Annotated in this window: 16 protein-coding genes, 3 pseudogenes and 1 riboswitch; of the genes and pseudogenes, 16 read left to right on the forward strand and 3 right to left on the reverse strand. The window is 41.5% G+C overall.

All coding sequences use genetic code 11. From position 1 onward, the window contains the following. The first annotated feature begins 19 nt into the window (after positions 1-19). From comGC to V7654_RS14585, 7 genes are read left to right on the forward strand one after another with little or no spacing between them, the layout of a single operon-like run. On the forward strand, positions 20-319 hold the full coding sequence (gene comGC, locus V7654_RS14555) for a competence type IV pilus major pilin ComGC (protein WP_335431212.1): 300 nt from the start codon (positions 20-22) through the stop codon (positions 317-319). 3 nt (positions 320-322) lie between these two features. Next, positions 323-763 carry a competence type IV pilus minor pilin ComGD gene (gene comGD / locus V7654_RS14560; protein ID WP_335431214.1) on the forward strand — a complete coding sequence of 147 codons (441 nt, stop codon included), beginning with the start codon at positions 323-325 and terminating at the stop codon, positions 761-763. After that, positions 747-1082, forward strand: a complete 336-nt coding sequence (locus V7654_RS14565) for a hypothetical protein (protein ID WP_335431216.1) — start codon at positions 747-749, stop codon at positions 1080-1082. The genes comGD and V7654_RS14565 overlap by 17 nt, the downstream gene beginning before the upstream one ends. Continuing rightward, complete coding sequence (gene comGF, locus V7654_RS14570) at positions 1033-1509, forward strand: competence type IV pilus minor pilin ComGF (protein ID WP_335431217.1); 477 nt, start codon at positions 1033-1035, stop codon at positions 1507-1509. The genes V7654_RS14565 and comGF overlap by 50 nt, the downstream gene beginning before the upstream one ends. A 29-nt stretch (positions 1510-1538) precedes the next feature. Beyond that, entirely contained in the window at positions 1539-1880 is a 342-nt protein-coding gene (gene comGG / locus V7654_RS14575) for a competence type IV pilus minor pilin ComGG (RefSeq protein ID WP_335431219.1), read from the forward strand. 15 nt (positions 1881-1895) lie between these two features. After that, the gene (locus V7654_RS14580; RefSeq protein ID WP_335431221.1) at positions 1896-2393 is read left to right on the forward strand and encodes a shikimate kinase; all 498 of its coding nucleotides are present in this window, start codon (positions 1896-1898) and stop codon (positions 2391-2393) included. Positions 2394-2437: 44 nt separating this feature from the next. Beyond that, the gene (locus V7654_RS14585; protein ID WP_335375157.1) at positions 2438-2617 is read left to right on the forward strand and encodes a YqzE family protein; all 180 of its coding nucleotides are present in this window, start codon (positions 2438-2440) and stop codon (positions 2615-2617) included. A gap of 75 nt (positions 2618-2692) precedes the next feature. On the opposite strand, the gene V7654_RS14590 is transcribed toward V7654_RS14585, so the two are convergent. Both V7654_RS14590 and V7654_RS14595 read right to left on the reverse strand, forming a co-directional pair. Continuing rightward, positions 2693-3487: a YqhG family protein gene (locus V7654_RS14590; protein WP_335431222.1), complete on the reverse strand. Its 795-nt coding sequence runs from the start codon at positions 3485-3487 to the stop codon at positions 2693-2695. After that, positions 3465-5153 (reverse strand): DEAD/DEAH box helicase, encoded by a 1689-nt coding sequence (locus V7654_RS14595; protein WP_335431223.1) that lies wholly within the window; start codon positions 5151-5153, stop codon positions 3465-3467. The genes V7654_RS14590 and V7654_RS14595 overlap by 23 nt, the downstream gene beginning before the upstream one ends. 168 nt (positions 5154-5321) lie before the next feature. Further along, a riboswitch (glycine riboswitch) is annotated at positions 5322-5410 on the forward strand. A gap of 209 nt (positions 5411-5619) precedes the next feature. On the opposite strand from V7654_RS14595, the gene gcvT reads away from it, so the two are divergent. The 3 genes from gcvT to gcvPB are packed head-to-tail and all read left to right on the forward strand — an operon-like array spanning position 5620 to position 9548. Continuing rightward, positions 5620-6726, forward strand: a complete 1107-nt coding sequence (gcvT, locus tag V7654_RS14600) for a glycine cleavage system aminomethyltransferase GcvT (protein ID WP_335431225.1) — start codon at positions 5620-5622, stop codon at positions 6724-6726. Between the two features lie 22 nt (positions 6727-6748). Then, a complete protein-coding gene (gene gcvPA / locus V7654_RS14605) occupies positions 6749-8095 on the forward strand; it encodes an aminomethyl-transferring glycine dehydrogenase subunit GcvPA (RefSeq protein WP_335431227.1) in 1347 nt (448 codons plus the stop codon). Next, the gene (gene gcvPB / locus V7654_RS14610; RefSeq protein WP_335431229.1) at positions 8088-9548 is read left to right on the forward strand and encodes an aminomethyl-transferring glycine dehydrogenase subunit GcvPB; all 1461 of its coding nucleotides are present in this window, start codon (positions 8088-8090) and stop codon (positions 9546-9548) included. Before gcvPA ends, gcvPB begins: the two co-directional genes overlap by 8 nt. A gap of 220 nt (positions 9549-9768) precedes the next feature. On the opposite strand, the gene V7654_RS14615 is transcribed toward gcvPB, so the two are convergent. Continuing rightward, positions 9769-10089, reverse strand: coding sequence for a rhodanese-like domain-containing protein (locus tag V7654_RS14615; RefSeq protein ID WP_423994158.1), 321 nt, complete (start codon positions 10087-10089; stop codon positions 9769-9771). 243 nt (positions 10090-10332) lie between these two features. Between V7654_RS14615 and V7654_RS14620 the strand changes: the two genes are divergently transcribed. From V7654_RS14620 to V7654_RS14645, 6 genes and pseudogenes are all read left to right on the forward strand, one after another. Beyond that, a complete protein-coding gene (locus V7654_RS14620) occupies positions 10333-11169 on the forward strand; it encodes a lipoate--protein ligase family protein (RefSeq protein ID WP_335431232.1) in 837 nt (278 codons plus the stop codon). Between the two features lie 348 nt (positions 11170-11517). Then, a pseudogene (locus V7654_RS14625) lies at positions 11518-12336 on the forward strand (ribonucleotide reductase N-terminal alpha domain-containing protein); the annotation flags it as partial. Between the two features lie 320 nt (positions 12337-12656). Next, positions 12657-13832 (forward strand): annotated as a pseudogene (locus V7654_RS14630) (vitamin B12-dependent ribonucleotide reductase); the annotation flags it as partial. 206 nt (positions 13833-14038) lie between these two features. Further along, positions 14039-14869 (forward strand): HNH endonuclease, encoded by an 831-nt coding sequence (locus V7654_RS14635; protein ID WP_335431233.1) that lies wholly within the window; start codon positions 14039-14041, stop codon positions 14867-14869. 72 nt (positions 14870-14941) lie between these two features. After that, positions 14942-15544: pseudogene (locus V7654_RS14640) on the forward strand (vitamin B12-dependent ribonucleotide reductase); the annotation flags it as partial. A gap of 192 nt (positions 15545-15736) precedes the next feature. Then, positions 15737-16747, forward strand: coding sequence for a DUF1646 family protein (locus V7654_RS14645; RefSeq protein ID WP_335431234.1), 1011 nt, complete (start codon positions 15737-15739; stop codon positions 16745-16747). Positions 16748-16771: the final 24 nt, after the last annotated feature.

Here is a 16771-nt window from a genome sequence, read left to right on the forward strand (position 1 = left end):
GCAAAAGGAGTATAAACAAATGAAGAATCAAAATGGATTTACCTTGATTGAAATGATGATTGTATTACTAGTGATATCTGTTTTATTAATCATAACAGTCCCTAATATATCAAAACATAGTTCCAATATTAATACGAAGGGCTGCGAAGCCTATATGAAGACAGTAGAGGCACAGGTTCAGGCTTATAAAATCGATCAAAATAAAATTCCAACCTTTGACGAGCTAAAAACAGGGGGCTATTTGAAAAGTGCAGAAGGTAAATGCCCGGACGGATCTGTGCTTCAGATTTCGTCAGATGGTGCAGTTACAAAACAATAGTATATGAATAACTCAAAAGGTTTTACATTGGTGGAAATGCTGGTCGTCCTGTCAGCACTTTTCATGCTCAGCTCAACCACAATCTTCTTATTCACTCCGCAGGATGCAAATCTCGAAAAGAACCTCTTTTTTGCTCAATTGAAATCAGACCTTCTTTATGCCCAACAGTATGCCATTTCCCATCAAGAGAAAATAGCCGTTCATATCATGCCGGAAGACAATTTTTACTATATTCGGAGTAATGAATATGGTGATGCATATTTGATAAAAAGGCATTACTCGCCTGATATAAAGATAGTCAAAGGGTCAATGAGTTTATATTTTCAGTATATGCCAGACGGGAATATAGATGGTTTTGGATCACTTTATATAAAGATTAGAAACAGGACGTACAAGCTGATGATCTTGATTGGAAAGGGAAGATTCTATGTTACGGAAGAGTGAGGGTTACTTTCTTGCGGAAATGCTTCTTTCACTGGCTGCCTTTGTCATGGCTGCATCCATTATACTCCCATTTGCTCTAATGATTATCAGCCAAACAGTGCAGCTAAGAGAGGATGTTGCGGCTGCTCATGTGTTATTTGACGAGCTGATGTATATAAAAATTACCGGAGCGGAATCGGGCAGGGGAAGTGTATTAAGGGATGGAGTATTATTCGATGTAGCTGTTTACAAGGACAATATCAGTACATCATGGGAGGTATGTATCCATTATGCTGGTGAGAATCAAAAAGAGAATGAGAAATGTGCCTTCGTTGAATGACAGGGGTTTCACTTTGCTTGAAATGCTCTTGTCATTGCTCACTTTTTTGTTGATTGCCTCGGTGCTTCCTATCGGCATGAGAGTAATCTTGGATGATGGAATGGTTGAGAGTGGGATACGCAGGATGGAGTGGGAAATCTTCAGCAGCCAGGTTAAAAAGGAAGTACGCTCTGCTGACGAAATGACAGTTAACCCAGAGAAAATCATGATGAAAATTGATGGAAAGGTAATTCTTTATGAAAAGTACGGCACTAGCATGCGGAGAAGAGTGGATTTTCAAGGACATGAAATCTTAATGCAAAACCTTTCTAGTTTTCGATTTGAAAGGATAGAAGAAGGATTCCAAATGACCGCATTCGAACTTAATGGAGTTCAGCATTCAGCAAAGTTTCAAAATTATATTAAAGTAGGAGAGGTTTCGCCATAAATGAAAAAGGCTTCATATACCCATTAACATTGATTTTCCTCGTACTTATGTCTTTATTTTTGCTGACGGTCACGGAACAGTATGTGGCAGAGAAGCGATTTGCCAAAGAAACAAAAGCTATTAGGCTGCAAGAATATTATATGCTATGTTCAATAAAGCAGGCAGAATCGATGATGATTGCAGATCGTTTACCGACAACAGGCACAATTGACTTTAAGAATGGTACAGTGACATTTAATAAAACATCACTTTCGGAAAATATGGAAGAAATAACATTCACATTGAAGCTGAAGAGCGGAGAGAAAGCAACAGGCACAGGCAGATATGACAAGCAATTGGGGAGGATGGTAAAATGGATAGAAAGGAATTGATAGGGGATTTTTAAGATGAAGGCCATATACTTGATTGGCTTCATGGGTGCTGGCAAAACATCAGTATCCAGGAAGCTTGCAGAAGCATTAACCGTTTCTCACTACGACACTGATCATGAAATTATCGAAGCTGCAGGAAAATCAATTAATGATATTTTCGCTAGCGAAGGTGAAGCTAAATTCCGTGAAATTGAATCAGCTGTATTAAAAACGATGCCACAACATGATGCAGTGATAGCTACCGGCGGAGGCATAGTAGTAGCTGAAGAGAATAGACGTCAAATGAAAAGCAGCGGAACAGTTATTTTTCTATATGCTGAAATCGGTGAAATACTTCAACGGCTGGAAGGAGATAACTCAAGACCTTTGCTAAAAGAAAATAAGCTAGAAGCCGCGCAATCGCTGTACATCAGCAGGCTGCCAATATACCGCCAGACAGCACATATCGAAATCGACACGACCTCAAAATCTGTTTCAGATATTGTAAAGGAAATTATTGTGAGTATGAATTGAATAGACATGGTTATACTTGTTACCGAAAGAAGGCAGGTGTAAACATGAAAACAAATGATTATGTAAAATATATTACCCAGACTTTTGTGAAGTACATTGATCAGCCAAAAGAAGAAAGAAAAAAAATGAAACAGGCAAAAAAAGAAGCAGAAGCAACCTTTCTATACAGGTGGTTTGGAATTCTGCCCTTTCTGTTGATGTCCAGTATAAAAAAGAAAAGATAAACCAGTAAAACCCGGCTGAAGGACCAGTCTGGGTTTTACTTTTTCTAACTTTAATGTCCAAATTAGAGCATTCGGTTAAATTGCTTTTTCAGTCAAATAAAACAATCCGCCATTGATAATCGAAATATTTATTTTTGGTTCATATTGTTCCTGTAAAGCAGTTTTTTCAGTTTCAAAGCTTTCAGATATTTCTTCACTATCTTCATAGAAGTGATGCAATAAATCTAAATCTTTTTTCCACCGTTTCCTAGCTTCCTCTGCCCATGAATGATCTTCTTGCTCAATCCGCCCGTTTAAGAAAGTTTGGATACGGTTCAAGCCACTTTTCGGCTTAATCAGCGGAGACAAAGTATAGGCATAATCCGGAATTTTTGACTTCATTGGCAGTCTTAGCAGCTTGTCATGAAAATCCTCAACCATTCTCCCATTGATCAGCTGAAGTCCGATTGATTGAAATATATCCCGCTTCCTGTCGCATTGGTAGGATATTTTCATATTTAAGCCTATCCACGGAATTAACGGTGTTTGCACTCCGTAATTTAAGCTGTTACTTTCATATAGCCGGATAAATCCTGCGAGATTTTTTGTCGATTGGAAAATTTGATGCAAACGTGGAGATCCGAAGTGGATGACCTCGCCTTTTACATTGTCCGGTGCTTGCTGCCTGTTTGTAATGAAGGTCAGCTTCATTGGGTTTGGAACGCCGCCAGTCTTCTCAAGATAGTGCCAGTAAAAAGGGCGGTTCATCAACTCCTTGTCCAGCTCGATTGTCAGCTGGACTGTCATATAACCTGAATTGTTTTCGAGCATTTCGCAATTATTGGCCGTAAAGTATCTCTCAAGAAAATTATGGATTTCCTGTTGCTGCACGCTGGTTACCCTCCTTCATTTCTTCAGCGAACTGGATCATTGACGTAAGGTTTTCCATCTTGATCCGCATCTCGCCTTCTGACGAAGACTTGCCAAATATATCAACCAAATGATCTTCAAAATTGCCAAATTCTAATTTTGTCAGGATATCATCCAACTCTCCGATTACTTTTTCAAATAGATGTATTTTTTCGTATAAAAGCTTAAGGACATGCTCTTCCACAGTATCCTTTGTAGCGAAGTTATATATCCTCACGTCTTTCTCTTGTCCAAGACGATGGATCCTGCCTATTCTTTGTTCCAGCCTCATCGGGTTCCATGGAAGGTCAAAATTGATGATGTGGCTGCAGAATTGCAGGTTGATCCCTTCTCCTCCGGCTTCAGTGGCTATCAAAACCTGGACATTTTTCTGGAATAGCTCTCTCATCCAATCCTTCTTACCTCTTTTGAAGCCTCCGCGAAATGGGACGGATGTGATGCCGTTTTGCTTCAGGAACCATTGAAGGTAAAGCTGTGTTGCTCTGTATTCGGTAAATATGATAACCTTGTCATCTATTTTTTGAATCAATTCCAGTGCTTTGGCAGCTTTTGAGTTCTTGGTTACCGCTTCGACTTTCTTGATAAGTCCTGCAATGATTTCCTGGAAAGCGATTGAAGGGTTCTCCTGCCTTTGGAGCATATTTTTCAAAGTATAAAAAACAGCTTCCCTGCTGCTGCACGCTTCCCGCTGCAATGTCATCAATGAGAACTGGCTGGAAGCAAGTCCGCCTTCTGAGTCTCTCAAACCTAGAATAGAATCATACAAAGCACGTTCTTCCTTCGAAAATTCAATCGCAATTGTTTCTACATGCCGCTTTGTCCACTCTATTCCAGTGTCGGCGCGCCTGTTGCGAATCATCACTTTATTTACCAGTTTCCTTAGGTGCTCGTCATCATTTACAGACCTGGAGTCTTTCTTGTATTTTTCAAAAAAAGCAGTTTCGCTGCCTAAATGACCTGGCTTTAGCAAGGATACGAGATTGAAGATTTCTTCAATCCTGTTCTGGATTGGAGTGGCAGTCAAAAGCAGGCAAAATCTTTTCTTTAGGTTTTGAACAAATTCATAGTTTTTTGTTTTGTTATTTTTCAACTTATGAGCTTCATCTATGATGATGAGATCGTAATTTAAATTATTGATGATATCGCAGTGAGGTGCCCGCTTTGCTGTATCGATGGAAGAAACGACAACGTCGCATTGTTCCCACACATAACTTTTCCGCTGAGCAATTGCAGGAATGTGGAATTTGGAGTTCAGTTCCATCGCCCATTGCGACACGAGAGAGGCGGGAACAAGAATCAAGACCTTCTTAACAAGCCCTCGAATCATATATTCTTTCAAAATCAGGCCAGCCTCAATGGTTTTGCCCAGGCCTACTTCATCCGCAAGAATCGCTTTGCCATTCATATTTTCGACAACCTGCCTGGCGACTTCGAGCTGGTGAGGCAATGGAGTTAATTCAGGTAAATGTGCTGGGGCCTGCAATCCCTCGAATTCAGGAATAATGGTATGTTTTTCTATTTCTATGGCAAGCTTAAAAAGCTCCCAATTTCCCCACGGGCCATCGTTCTCGATTCGATTAGCCATTTCGTCCTGCCAGGAAGAATCAAAGTTAATTTGAACGGTCATTTTCACACCTCTTTTTTAAATATAATGTATTGCCGAACCCGGCTGTCTAATGGTAGGATGAAGTTAGCTTTGGAATGTTTTGAAATTTGTCACTTTATAGTTTTATCAGTTTGCAGACATGTGTAATAAGGTTTAGCATGCCCAATTTGGAAAATTATATAAATGCGAATGACGACAAGGGGAGAGACTACATCTGTAGCGCCGAAGGAGCAAGCAATCTTTGTGAATCTCTCAGGCAAAAGAACTCTTGTTTGACGCATCTCTGGAGAGCGCTTTTATAATGGAAAGCCACCAAAGGGGAAAGCCTTTACAGGTAAACTTTCAGGTGAAAGGACAGAGACCTTCTCAAATACAGAGGGGGTGCTCTGTCCTTTTTTGGTCTGCCCCTGGATCTTTCCGGCTGGGTATTGAAAACCTGCATGGCTGTCTGCTGAATTGTCAGGCACAGGACGAAGGGGGATACATAATGACTGAATTGAAAAGAACACCGCTTTTTGATGTGTACAAGGAATATGGCGGAAAAACGATTGACTTTGGAGGCTGGGATTTACCTGTCCAGTTTTCAAGCATCAAGGAAGAACATGAAGCTGTAAGGACAAGAGCTGGCTTATTCGATGTTTCCCATATGGGAGAAATTGAAGTGAAAGGCCCTGGAAGTCTGGCCTATCTGCAAAAAATGATGACAAATGATGTTTCAAAACTTAAAAATGGCGGTGCGCAATACACAGCCATGTGCTATGAAAATGGCGGCACTGTCGACGACTTGCTAGTTTATAAGCTAGAAGAGGACCACTACTTATTAGTTGTTAATGCATCGAACATTGAAAAAGATTTTGCATGGCTGAAGGACCATCTCGATGCTGACGTTGAAATTGATAATCTTTCAGAAGGCATGGCGCAGCTTGCTCTTCAAGGACCGGCAGCCGAAAATGTCCTTCAAAAACTTGTGAATGAACATGATCTAAGTCAAATTGGCTTTTTCAAGTTCAGTGAGGAAGTAGATTTAAACGGCAAGAAAGCACTTGTTTCAAGAACAGGATATACCGGGGAAGATGGTTTCGAAATATATTGCAAAGCTGAAGACGTAATCAGCATCTGGAAGGACATCCTTGAAACAGGGAAATGTGCTGGAGTGATTCCGTGTGGCTTGGGAGCGAGAGATACACTTCGTTTTGAAGCAAACCTTGCATTATACGGCCAGGAACTATCACCTGAAATCAGTCCGCTTGAAGCAGGGATCGGATTTGCCGTTAAATTGAATAAAGAAGTAGACTTCATCGGTAAAGAAGCACTGAAGCAGCAGAAAGAAAATGGCCTGCCAAGAAAGCTTGTCGGGATTGAAATGATTGACAGAGGCATTCCTCGCCATGGTTATCCAGTTTATAAAGGAGATGTGCAAATCGGTGAGGTTACTACCGGTACTCAGTCTCCAACTTTAAAGAAAAATATCGGGCTTGCGCTGATTGATGCAAAAGAAACAGAATTAGGAAACGAAGTGGAAGTTGAAATCCGCGGCAAGCGCTTAAAAGCTGCAGTATCAGCGACGCCTTTTTATAAAAGAGACAAAAAGTAAAAACCGGAGAGGGGAAAGAAATATGAAGCATCGCTATTTACCGCTGACTGAAAGTGATAAAAATGCTATGTTGGAAAGCATCGGCGTTTCATCAATTGACGAATTATTCAGCGATATTCCTGAAAAAGTCCGTTTTGCCGGGGAATACAATATTAAACCAGCCAAGCCTGAAACAGCTTTAATGAAAGAATTGGCGCAAATGGCGGCCAAAAATGCTGATTTGAAAATGTATTCTTCTTTTATTGGTGCAGGTGTTTATGACCATTACATCCCTGTTATCGTCGATCATGTTTTATCACGTTCAGAATTCTACACTGCCTATACACCTTATCAGCCAGAAATTTCCCAGGGTGAGCTACAGGCTATCTTTGAATTCCAGACGATGATCTGTGAATTGACAGGCATGGAAGTGGCTAACTCATCCATGTATGACGGCGGTACGGCTTTAGCGGAAGCGGCTATGCTTTGCGCAGGCCATACAAAGCGCAAGAAAATATTAATTTCGAGCGCAGTCCATCCGGAATATAAGGACGTTGTTAAGGCTTATGCCAAAGGGCAATACATCGACGTCGCAGAAATTCCTCACAAGGAGGGCGTGACCGATCTTGATGCTTTAGGCAATATGGCCAATGAAGATATTGCAGCGGTCATTGTTCAGTATCCGAACTTCTTTGGGCGCATTGAGCCAATGAAAGAAATTGAAGAAATTACCCACAATAATAAATCGTTATTCGTAGTATCGAGCAATCCGCTGGCACTGGGTGCATTGACTCCTCCAGGAAAATTCGGTGCTGATATCGTGGCGGGAGATGCTCAGCCGTTTGGAATTCCAACAGCATTCGGAGGGCCTCACTGCGGATATTTTGCAGTAACAGGTAAGCTTGTAAGAAAGGTACCAGGAAGACTGGTCGGCCAAACGAAGGATGACCAGGGACGCCGTGGATTCGTATTGACCCTTCAGGCGAGGGAACAGCATATCCGCCGTGATAAGGCGACTTCCAATATTTGCTCTAACCAGGCATTGAATGCCCTTGCTGCATCAGTTGCAATGACGGCACTTGGCAAAAAAGGCGTTCGTGAAATGGCAGTTTCCAATATTCAAAAGGCGCATTATGCCAAGAAAGTATTTAAAGAAAATGGTTTTGAAATCGCATTTGATGGTCCTTCCTTCAATGAATTCGTTGTTAAGTTGAATAAGCCAGTTAAGGAAATCAACCAGCAGCTGCTGACTAATGGAATCATCGGTGGATATGATTTGGGCCGGGATTATCCTGAATTAGGACAGCATATGCTTGTGGCAGTCACTGAACTTAGAACAAAAGAAGAAATAGATACGTTTGTAAAAGAAATGGGGGATATCAATGCATAAGGAAGATCAGCCACTCATTTTTGAATTAAGCACACCTGGCCGTGTCGGCTACAGCCTGCCGGAAATGGATGTTCCCGAAGCAGATTTATCAGAGCTATTGCCTGAAGGATTCCTTCGTGAAGAGGAGCCTGAACTTCCGGAAGCATCAGAGCTTGATATCATGCGCCATTATACTGCACTGTCAAAGCGTAATCACGGTGTGGACTCAGGGTTCTATCCATTAGGTTCTTGCACAATGAAATATAATCCTAAGATGAATGAAAATGTTGCTCGTTTCAATGGGTTTGCACACTTACATCCTCTTCAGGATGAAAGTTCAATCCAGGGTGCTCTAGAGCTGATGTACGACCTCCAGCAGCACCTGATTGAAATCACTGGAATGGATGAAGTAACGCTTCAGCCGGCTGCGGGTGCACATGGTGAATGGACAGGATTAATGATGATCCGTGCTTACCATGAGGCAAATGGTGATGACAAGCGTACTAAAGTCATTGTTCCTGACTCTGCTCATGGAACAAATCCTGCTTCAGCAACAGTAGCAGGATTTGAGACAATCACAGTTAAATCGGATGAAAACGGCTTAGTTGATTTAGAGGACTTAAGAAAGGTTGTCGGTGAGGATACTGCTGCATTAATGCTCACGAACCCAAACACACTTGGCCTTTTTGAAGAAAACATTCTTGAAATGGCTGAGATTGTCCACAGTGCTGGCGGAAAGCTTTATTATGATGGAGCGAACCTAAACGCTGTAATGTCAAAAGCACGTCCTGGCGATATGGGCTTCGACGTTGTTCACTTGAATCTTCATAAGACATTCACTGGCCCTCATGGCGGTGGCGGACCTGGATCTGGCCCTGTTGGAGTAAAGGCTGACTTAATTCCATTCCTGCCAAAGCCAATCGTCACAATGCAGGATGGACAATATAAATTTGACTATGACCGTCCGCAGTCAATCGGCAGGGTCAAGCCATACTACGGAAACTTCGGCATCAATGTCCGTGCGTACACGTATATCCGCACAATGGGTCCTGACGGCTTGAAGGCTGTAACAGAATATGCAGTATTGAATGCAAACTATATGATGAGAAGGCTTGCAGAATATTATGATCTGCCATTCAACAGACATTGCAAGCATGAATTCGTCCTTAGCGGAAAGCGCCAGAAAAAGCTAGGCGTCCGCACGCTAGATATAGCAAAACGCCTGCTGGATTTTGGCTACCATCCGCCAACAATCTACTTCCCATTGAATGTGGAAGAGGCGATCATGATCGAGCCAACAGAAACCGAATCTAAAGAAACATTGGATGCCTTCATCGATGCGATGATCCAGATTGCCAAGGAAGCAGAGGGAAATCCAGAAATTGTTCAGGAAGCACCACACTCTACTGTCGTTGGCCGAATGGATGAAACAACGGCTGCCAGGAAGCCGATTTTACGTTATCAAAAAGTATAAGATGCTGTAGCCCTGCCGAGGAAGGCAGGGCTTTTTATATAATGCTGCAGCCTTTTTGCGTGCTGTGTGGATGCTTTTATAGAAGAGGTGTCGAAGCTATCGGTTTCGTTAACTAAAGTGGATATTAAGAGAGAAATGAGATAAAGTAGTGACTGTTCAATGAACAAAAGCTAAACCCCTCTGCAAAATGAACAGAGGGGTTATTTTATGGGAATATAGCTTATTTCGCTTTGACTTTGCCGCCCCATTTTTTGAAGCCGCCTTCTAAATGGTGCAGATCCTTGTAGCCTTTTTTGTAAAGCATCTGTGCAGCACGGCCGCTGCGGGATCCGCTCTGGCAATAAAGATATACGGGCTTGTCCGGCCTGATTTCTTTTAAGCGAGTCTTCATTTGCGTAAGAGGGATATTTCTTGCTCCAAGAATATGTCCGCCAGAAAATTCATTTGGTTCACGGACATCGATTAATTGAGCTTTGCGGTAACCGCTTTTAAATTCTTCCTCAGACAATGTCTTCACGATTTTCTTCTGGTAAAAATACATGAAAACAGAGTAAAGGACCACCGCAACTGTGAGGACGATTAAAAAAATAAGTGTATCCAAAACATATTTCTCCTTTCAAGCTTAGCTGAGCCACTTATAATTATATAAGCCATCCGACCTGAGAGCAAAGGAAATTAGCAATTTTCTTAAAGGGATTTAAAAAACAAGCTGCTTTGCATTTGAAAATTAATTTGATAGACTTAAAAAATCTTAACCGCAAATATTTGAAAATGGGGTAATGGCATGGAAAGAGAAGTATGGAGATTTATTGATTCTGGAGACAATTCACCATCTTTTAATATGGCACTTGACGAGGCGCTGCTGGACTGGCATGGGGCCGGCAAAATCCCTCCCGTCATCCGTTTTTACGGCTGGAACCCAGCATCGCTGTCTGTTGGCTATTTTCAGAACATCGAAAAAGAGATCGATATGGACGCAGTAAAGCAGCACGGGCTTGGATTCGTGCGCAGGCCTACAGGTGGCAGGGGGGTACTGCATGAGCATGAACTTACATATAGCGTTATTGTTACAGAAGACCACCCAGAGATGCCCAAAACAGTAACAGAAGCTTATCGGGTTATTTCAGAAGGGATTTTACAAGGCTTCCAAAAACTTGGGCTGGAGGCTTATTTTGCTGTGCCCAAGACATCTGCTGAGAAGGATGCCTTAAAAAATCCCCGCTCAGCTGTTTGCTTTGATGCCCCTAGCTGGTATGAGCTTGTTGTCGAAGGACGTAAGGTTGCAGGAAGCGCCCAGACAAGGCAGAAGGGCGTCATCCTCCAGCATGGATCAATCTTGCTTGATCTTGATGAGGATAAGCTATTCAGTCTATTCAAATATCCGAATGAACGAGTAAAAGAGAGGATGCAAAAGGCTTTCAAGACGAAGGCTGTGGCAATTAACGAGATCAGCAGCAGGACAATTACCATTGATGAGGCAAAGGAAGCATTCAAAGAGGGCTTTGAAGATGGACTTGGGATTCAATTAGAGCCCTACACATTAAGTGAAGAAGAGTTAGATTATGTAAGCACTCTCGCAAAAAATAAATATCAATCGGATGAGTGGAATTTTAAAAGATAAAAAAAGCGGAAATCCGCTTTTTTTTATTTTTATCCAGTATTTTCAAGGGTTTAATTTCTGCTCCAAAAGTGCAACCCTCGAAATTTGTTGTTTTTTATCGTTTACTGGTTAATATCTATCTTTCTCTCTTTTTCTCTCGCTTTTTTGATAGATTTCATTTTTGACAAAATATATTTCTTCTGACTCAAACACCATATATAGTGTTGTCGAAAATTTAAAATACACTATATATTGATTTTTAATGTTTGAGTATGATAACGTAAGGGTAATTCAAGAAAGCAACTAGAATTACATACTTCTAGTAAAACAATACAGATATGATTTGAAACCTTAGAAGGAGTTGTAGAAATGTCTGTTACCATTGGACAAAAAATGAGCCTTAATGTTGAGAGTTTGAACAAGGACATTGGTTTATTCCAGCAGGTTCATCCCATCACACCTGAAATGAAATTAACCCACAAAGGCGTATCCCGACTTGTCATGCTGGACCGCTATACTTTTAAAGACACTGGAAAAATAACTCTATCAAACGGGGATTTCGTCGTCCTCACCATCAAGGAGGATCCGAAGTTCCCGGCACGCGGGCTTGGATTCATACTAGATATTGATTGGGAAAGCAAAACTGCCAAGGTACTGGTCGAAGAAGAATTCCGAGGCGTGCTGGATGATCCCGAAGAAGCATCTACAGGCGTAATCAAACGTTCATTGGATGTCATTGAAAAGCCACTCGAAGTCTTCTACGAGCAAATCGCAAAGCGTAATGCGACAGGGCTTGCAGCTGTTGAAAAAACAGAAGAGAAGCGCCAGGAATGGTTCGAAAAGTTCTATCAGGAGCTTGTATCGATGAACTTCATCCCAGCAGGCCGTGTTCTATACGGAGCAGGCGCAGATACAGATGTTACCTACTTCAACTGCTATGTAATGCCTTTCGTTAAAGATTCGCGCGAGGGCATTTCCGAGCACCGCAAGCAGGTTATGGAAATCATGAGCCGCGGTGGCGGGGTTGGAACGAACGGTTCAACACTAAGACCTCGCAATACACTTGCAAAAGGCGTTAATGGAAAATCATCCGGATCGGTTTCCTGGTTAGATGATATTGCGAAGTTGACACATCTTGTTGAGCAAGGCGGATCCCGTAGGGGCGCTCAAATGATAATGTTAGCGGATTGACTGATGCACTAGTCCGCATCGTTCAGACAATGAACGATTAGAAAATCGGGTGAATTGCAGGGAACTCCTTAGAGGCAGGCAAGCCACAACGTGACTGGAAACGGTGAGCGTGAGGGCTATAAAAATTGCTTGCATTGGACAATCTGCAGCCAAGCGTCATCGGGCCAAGGTGATGGCGAAGGTTCAACGACTAGAGAGTGAGTCCCAACAATAAACTCTCACAAGCGCCCGGCCCCTAACAGGTAATGCTGAGGGTGATGATATAGTCTAGTCCGGCTGCATGGCAGCGAAATATTCCGAAAGGAACGGTATGTACGTGGCATCCTGACATTGTAGAATTCATCATCTCAAAAATGCAAAACCCTAGAATCCTTCGCTTCCTGATTGAAAATACACAAGATGAATCAATCAAAAAACAAGCGAAAGAGAAACTGAAATTCACTCCACTTACATTGCAAGAAGAAGCTATGTATCAGGGGATTGTAAATTATAAAAATATTCCTGGTTATGGCGGCTTCAGTGCTGATATTGTCAAAGCTGCTGAAGAAAAACTTGAAACAGGCGGAACTTATACAGTTCATAACTCCGAATTCCTGACTGGTGCGAATATTTCAGTAACCTTAACGAAAGACTTCATGGATGCAGTCGAAAACGATGAGGAATATGAACTTCGTTTCCCGGATGTTGAAAGCTATGATCCTGAAACAATGAAAATTTATAATGAAGAATGGCATAAAGTAGGCGACGTACGAGAGTGGGAAAAGCTAGGCTACAAGGTACGCACCTACAGAAAAATTAAAGCTAAAGAATTATGGAATTTAATTAATATCTGTGCAACATACTCAGCAGAACCTGGCATCTTCTTCATTGATAATGCCAACGATATGACAAACGCACAGGCTTACGGACAAAAGGTTGTAGCGACAAACCCGTGTGGGGAGCAACCTCTTGCACCTAATTCTGTCTGTAACCTTGCTGCAGTAAACCTTGCTGAAATGGCAGACAAGGAAACAAAAACTGTTAATTTTGAAAAATTAAAGCGTACTGTTGAAGTTGGTGTCCGCATGCAGGATAACGTTATCGATGCGACCCCATACTTCCTTGAAGATAATAAGAGACAGGCATTAGGTGAACGCCGAGTAGGACTTGGTGTTATGGGTCTTCACGATCTCCTGATCTACTGTGAAACAGAATACGGCTCCGAAGAAGGAAACAAGCTGGTTGATGATGTTTTCGAAACAATCGCAACATCTGCATACCGTGCGTCTGTAGAACTTTCTAAGGAAAAAGGAAGCTTTCCATTCCTGCAGGGCGGAACTGCAGAAGAAACAAACAGACTTCGCAATGCGTTTTCAAACACTGGCTTCATGAAAAAGATGCCAGAAGATATTCGTGAGTCTATTCTGGAAAACGGAATTCGCAACTCACATTTGCTGACTGTTGCTCCAACGGGTAAATCGCTTGCCCCCTATATTCGTAAGAATGTAGCGTAAACTTGGCTATATGCGGGAAACTCTGGCGTATCCCTTGCTACCAGGACTTAGCCAGTCCCTCAAAATGGTAAAAATGCAAGGGTGTAGGTAAATTGCCTACCAGACAATCCGCAGGGAAGTCGTGGCTGACCCCTCAACGACTACATGCCGAGCAACCAAACGAACATCTGTTCTTATTATGTGATATAATAATAAGGGGTGTTCATATGGAAAAAAAGTGTTTAAATTGCGGAATTGATATGAATGTCAAGCCAAGTCATTTTGATAGGAAAAAATATTGTTCTCGTTCTTGTAAAACCCAATTTCAAATTAAAAATCCACCTGAATTTTGGAAAAAGATGTCACTAAAACGGATGGTAAGGTGTTCTAACTGTGGTAAGGAACCACTAAGAAAACCTAGCAGTGTATTTAATGATATCTTTTGCAACCTTGAATGTAAAAAAACTTACCAGAAAAAGAATGGGCATCTGATTAACCAGCATTTAAAAAGACAAGTTCAAAAAAAATGCCCCATTTGCGAAAAAACTTTCTGCGTCCCCAAAAATAGAGAATCTACAGCAAAATACTGTTCGAAATTATGTTTAGGTAAAGCGAACGGAATTAGAGGTAGAAAGGATTATCGAAGAAGGGTTAAAATTTCGTGCTCATATTGCAGAATAGAAATTGAGAAAAAGCCTTCTGAGATTACAACTTATAATTTTTGTTCCATAAGTTGTATGGGAAACTATTATGCAGAAAGTAAAATGTTTTCTGGAGAGAATAGTGGTACATGGTCGGGTGGAGATATAAATTATTATGGGCCAAACTGGCTAGCTCAAAGGAGAAAAGCCAGAGAACGAGATCGATATACTTGTCAAGAATGTGGGTTAACAGAACAGTATGGTCACGAACTATCTGTTCATCATATAAAACATTTTCGTGATTTTAATGGCGACTGGGAACAGGCAAACCAATTATCAAATTTGGTTACACTTTGTGAATATCCATGTCACCGAAAAAGACACTCGAAAAATTATTTGGTTGATGATATAGTCTGACCCATATGGCGACATATGGAGCGGGTACTGATAATCCCGCCCTCTATTACATGATAGAGAGTAACAAAAGTGAGCACTGGAACAATGGTTGGCGTATCAACAGGACTTGAGCCTTACTTCTCATTCTCTTATTTCCGAAGCGGCCGCCTTGGAAAGTTCATTGAAGTGAAGGCTGATATCGTGCAGGAATACCTTGACCGCAATCCGGATGCAGATCCTGAGAACCTGCCAAACTGGTTCGTGTCTGCTATGGAATTAGCTCCTGAAGCACATGCTGATGTACAATGTGTCATCCAGCGTTGGATCGACAGCTCAATCAGTAAAACGGTCAATGCTCCGAAGGGGTACAGCGTCGAACAGGTTGAAAAGGTATACGAGCGCTTGTATAAAGGCGGGGCAAAAGGCGGGACTGTCTATGTAGATGGTTCACGCGATTCTCAGGTATTGACGCTTAAAGCGGAAGAGAACACTATGGAAGAGCAAATTGATAAAAAAGAAAAGCAAAAACAGCATGTTGTATTAGTCGACACAATCCATGAACTGCGTTCTACTAACGTTACGATCGGTTCTGAAGTCGGCAATACTTGCCCGGTCTGCCGCAAAGGCGAAGTAAAAGAAATCGGCGGCTGCAACACTTGTACAAATTGTAACGCACAGCTGAAGTGCGGATTATAAAAACGCAAAAAGGTACCACGGCCAAGCGCCGTTGTATTTTTTATACTCTTTTTGAATTACTCAATCCCACTGAGTAGACTGTATTTTCACTGTCCAAATACCTATATACAAGAATTTTAAAACGAAAAACTATCAAAATTTTAAGAATAATTTTATAATAGAAACGATTATATAGATAAAGGACTGGGGAATATGATTGGTTTAGTTGTAATTTTACTTATGGTATTGTTTTTGCCTTTTACAGTTAAAATGGTAGAACACAATTTGGAGATTTTTTTATTCATTATGGGTATTGCTGCTGCAGCAATTAGTGGTGTGTTGAATCAGCTTTTAATTGAAAAAGCGCTTGTTGACCCAATTATCATTACAATCGCTGTGTTTGTCGCAGGCATACTCACCAAATGGTTTCAAAAGCCTATGGAAAAATCGATTTTATGGGGAAGCAGGTTATTGACTCCGAGAATTTTTTTCGCGTTAACAGTGGTCGTTCTTGGTTTGGCGTCAAGTATCATTACGGCTATTATTGCAGCGATCGTCCTTGTAATCATTATCAATGTCCTCCCTCTAGACCGACAATCGGAAATTCGTTTTACCGTCTTGGCCTGTTTTTCGATTGGCCTTGGGGCTGCCTTAACACCGATTGGTGAGCCGTTAGCTACCATTACCATCAGTAAATTAAATGAGGACTTCTTTTATTTGCTTAAATTAATCGGTGGTGAAGTGCTGCCTGCGATTATTATTTTCGGCATCATGTCGATGGTTCTGGTAAACCCTCATGAAGCCAAAAATGGATTAAAGTCTGTAACTAAATCAGAGTCCTACAATGAAATTATCGTTCGCTCTTTAAAAATCTACTTGTTCGTCATGGGACTCACATTTCTGGGGCATGGATTTGAACCTTTTATTAATGAGTACGTTATCGGGCTTTCTCCAACACTGTTGTACTGGATCAATATGATATCAGCAATACTGGATAATGCTACACTTGCCGCTGCTGAAATCAGTCCTGCTATGGATAGAGAAACCATCCAAGCTGTTTTACTGGGGCTTATTATAAGTGGAGGAATGCTGATACCAGGAAATATCCCTAATATCATCTCTGCAGGTAAGCTAAACATCACTAGTAAGGAATGGGCGGCATTTGGAGTTCCGGTTGGCCTTGCTACCATGTTTTTTTATTATATTGTCCTATTTGTTTTTTAGCATGGCGAATAATCGAGGATGGAA

Source organism: Bacillus sp. JJ1609 (assembly GCF_036967045.1).
Taxonomy (GTDB): domain Bacteria; phylum Bacillota; class Bacilli; order Bacillales; family Cytobacillaceae; genus Mesobacillus.